Source organism: Actinomadura logoneensis, from assembly GCF_003428695.1.
Classification (GTDB): domain Bacteria; phylum Actinomycetota; class Actinomycetes; order Streptosporangiales; family Streptosporangiaceae; genus Spirillospora; species Spirillospora logoneensis.
On record NZ_QURH01000032.1, the window covers coordinates 1 to 3,457 of the forward strand.

Consider the following 3,457-nt stretch of genomic DNA (forward strand, 5'->3'; position numbering starts at 1 on the left):
GGGGTGATCAGGCACTTGCCTGATCTATAAAGGCACTGGCTTTTAACACGCTGTTGAGTTCTCAAGAAACGGACACCCACGCGCTCCGTCCGCAATTCCTGCGGCTTTCGCTCCGTGGCGACTCGCTTACTTTATCAGTTCCGCCCGGCTTGTCAATTTCCGGCCGATTCTGATTCCGCATTTCCCGCCCGCTTTCGCGGCCGTTCCGTGCGGCTCCGCTATTTCACCAGATCCGCACCGATTCGCAAAATCGAGCCTTTCCGATGCCACCAGGACATGCGGGCACGACGGATCGCATCCGCATGATCAGTGGTGGGTGCGCACAGCGGGCCGGCCACCGCACAGCGGCGTCCTGCATCCCTCAAGGCGCGAGGAAGGACACTACCCGAGGCTCGGGGTGCCCGCAACTCGATCGCGGAGGGCGGTCGGCGCCGTTCGCGTCTGGTCAGGCGACCGGCGGCTCACCTACGCTCGAGGCGACGGACAGAACGAGATTCGGGTGGCGGCATGGGCGCTCCGCACGATGTGGCGATCATTGGCAGCGGGTTCGGCGGGATCGGGATGGCCATCCGGTTGCGGCAGGCCGGCGTCGACGACGTGGTGCTGCTGGAGAAGGCCGACGGGCTCGGCGGGACGTGGCGGGACAACACGTATCCGGGCGCGGCGTGCGACGTGCCGTCCCACCTGTACTCGTTCTCGTTCGAGCGGAAGACGGACTGGAGCCGGCGGTTCCCGCCGCAGGAGGAGATCCTCGAGTACCTCTGGCACTGCGCGCGCAAGTACGAGGTGCTCCCCCGCATCAGGTTCGGGACAGAAGTGACCGGCGCGGAGTGGGACGAGGCGGAGGCCGTCTGGCGGGTGTCCACCTCGGACGGGACGGTCAGCGCGCGCGTGCTGGTCTCGGCGTGCGGGCAGCTGAACCGTCCGGTGCTTCCGGAGATCGAGGGGCGCGACTCGTTCGCGGGTCCGGCGTTCCACTCGTCGCGGTGGCAGGACGGCGTGGACCTCGCGGGTAAGCGGGTCGCGGTCCTGGGGACGGGGGCCAGCGCCATCCAGATCGTCCCGGAGCTGGCGAGGGTGGCGGGACGGCTGCACGTGTTCCAGCGGTCGGCGCCGTACGTGATCACCAAGCCGGACCGTCCGTACCGGGCGTGGGAGAAGGCGGTCCTGCGGTCGGTGCCGGGCGCGTACACGGTGAGCCGGGCGCGGATCTACACGCAGTTCGAGGCGCGCGCGCTGGGGTTCGTCAAGTACCCGAAGCTGATGGGCGTGATGGTCCGGCGGTTCCGGAAGAAGCTGGAGGCGGAGATCGGGGACGCCCGGCTGGTGGAACGGCTCCGGCCCGACTACCCGATGGGGTGCAAGCGGATCCTGCTGTCGGACGACTACTACCCCGCGCTCGGCAGCCCGCATGTCGAGCTGGTGACCGACCGCATCGCGCGGATCACGCCGTCCGGGGTCGTCACGGCGGACGGGACGGAGCGGGAGCTGGACGCGATCGTCTACGCGACGGGGTTCGCCTCCACCGAGTTCCTCGCCCCGATGAAGATCGTCGGACGGGACGGGCGCGAGCTCGGCGACGCCTGGCGGGACGGCGGCGCGTCCGCCCATCTGGGCATCACGGTCAGCGGCTTCCCGAACCTGTTCCTGCTGTACGGCCCGTACACCAACCTCGGGCACAACTCGATCATCTACATGCTGGAGTCGCAGTTCCGGTACGTGGTCGGGTGCGTGGCGGCGATGCGGCGGGGACGGCTCGACTGGATCGAGGTGCGGCCGGAGGTCCAGGACGCGTTCGACCGCGGATGCGGGAGATGCTGCGTTCGACGGTCTGGAACGGCGGGTGCCGGAGCTGGTACATGACGGAGGACGGGCGGATCGTCAACAACTGGCCGGGGTTCACGTTCGCGTACCGGCGGGCGACACGCCGCCCGGACCCGCGTGACTTCCGGCGGGGACGCGGCCGGACGGGCCCGCGCCGGGAGGCCGGGGACCGCACGGCCTAGGCTCGGGTCATGCCGACTGCTCTGATCACCGGCGCCACCACCGGACTGGGCGCCGCGTTCGCCCACCGCCTGGCCGCCGACGGGTTCGACCTGGTCCTGCTCGCCCGGAACGCCGAGCGGCTGGACGCCTCCGCGCGCGACCTGCGCGACAGGTACGGCGTCCGCGCCGAGGTCCTGGCCGCCGACCTGTCCACGGACGAGGGGATCGGCAGGGCGGAGGACCGGCTGCGCGAGGGCGTGGACCTGCTGGTCAACAACGCCGGTTTCGGCAACCGGGGGGCGTTCCTGGACGTCCCGGTCGCCGACGAGCTGGTCATGCTGAAGGTGCACTGCGAGGCGGTGCTCCGGCTGACGAACGCGGCGCTGCCGGGGATGCTGGAGCGCGGTCGCGGCGGTGTCGTCAACGTGGCGTCGGTGGCGGCGTTCGCGACGCGCGGCACCTACGGCGCGTCCAAGGCGTGGGTCGTGTCGTTCTCGCAGGCCGCCGCGGCCGAGATCGCGGGACGGCCGGGCGCGGAGAGGGTGCGCGTCATGGCGCTGTGCCCGGGGTTCGTGCACACCGAGTTCCACGAGCGCGCCGGGATGGACATGGCGGGCGTCCCCGACTTCATGTGGCTCGACAAGGACGAGGTCGTGGACGTGGCGCTGCGCGACCTGCGGCGCGGGATCGAGGTCTGCATCCCGGGGGCGCAGTACAAGGCGATCGTGGGGTTCAGCCGCCTCGTCCCGTCCTCGCTGGTCGGGCGGCTCTCCCGGGCCGGACGCAAGTGGGACTGACTCCGTCGGCCTGAAGGGCCGGTGCTGAGTTCGGCGACCTGAGGTGCGGCGCTGAGTCCGCTGGCCTGAAGGTGGCCGCGTGACGCGGTCGGACCGGAATCCGGTCGGAGGGATTGTCAGAAGGCGGGCGGACGCGGAAGGGTGACAACCCGCAAATTCCCCGCGACTCCGCCCCGAAAGGTCCCGCCGATGGGCCACGACCTCGGTTACGCAGCGCTGGCCCTGCTCGCGACCAGCACGTACTACGTCGCCTTCGTGGTGTTCCGGGCGGCGGCAGGGAGGATGCCGCCGCTGCGGGGCGGCCGTCCGTTCCATGTCGCGTGGACGATGCTGACCGACCCGGTGTGGTTCGGCGGCGGGCTGCTGCTGTTCGCGGGACTGGCCGGCGAGGTGGTGGCGTTCGAGGAGCTGCCGCTCGCGGTCGCGCAGCCGGTGTTCGCGGTGAGCCTCGTCCTGCTGGTGGCCTACGCGGTGTGGGTGCTCGGCGAGCGGATGACCGGGCGCGAGTGGGCGAGCGTGGCGCTGTTCGTGGTGGCGACGGTGCTGGTGGGCCTGTCCGCCGGGCGGGGGCCGGCGGCGGCGTCGGCCGGGCGCGGCTGGGGCTCGACGCTGGCGGACCCGTGGCCGCTGGTCGCGGTGACCGTCCCGGCGGTGCTGGTCGCCGGGCTCGTGTG

Annotated in this window: 2 protein-coding genes and 1 pseudogene; all 3 read left to right on the plus strand. The window is 71.1% G+C overall.

Annotated elements, in window-relative coordinates:
* Nucleotides 1-507 precede the first annotated feature (507 nt).
* Nucleotides 508-1,863, plus strand: coding sequence for a flavin-containing monooxygenase (locus tag DZF91_RS01780; RefSeq protein WP_328589101.1), 1,356 nt, complete (start codon nucleotides 508-510; stop codon nucleotides 1,861-1,863).
* 152 nt (nucleotides 1,864-2,015) lie between these two features.
* On the plus strand, nucleotides 2,016-2,783 hold the full coding sequence (locus tag DZF91_RS01785) for an SDR family NAD(P)-dependent oxidoreductase (RefSeq protein WP_117355771.1): 768 nt from the start codon (nucleotides 2,016-2,018) through the stop codon (nucleotides 2,781-2,783).
* Between the two features lie 189 nt (nucleotides 2,784-2,972).
* Nucleotides 2,973-3,457 (plus strand): annotated as a pseudogene (locus DZF91_RS01790) (hypothetical protein); the annotation flags it as partial.

Coding starts and splice junctions, on each gene's coding strand:
- DZF91_RS01785 (WP_117355771.1), top strand. CDS start 2,016: ATGCCGACTGCTCTGATCACCGGCGCCACCACCGGACTGGGCGCCGCG.
- DZF91_RS01780 (WP_328589101.1), top strand. CDS start 508: ATGGGCGCTCCGCACGATGTGGCGATCATTGGCAGCGGGTTCGGCGGG.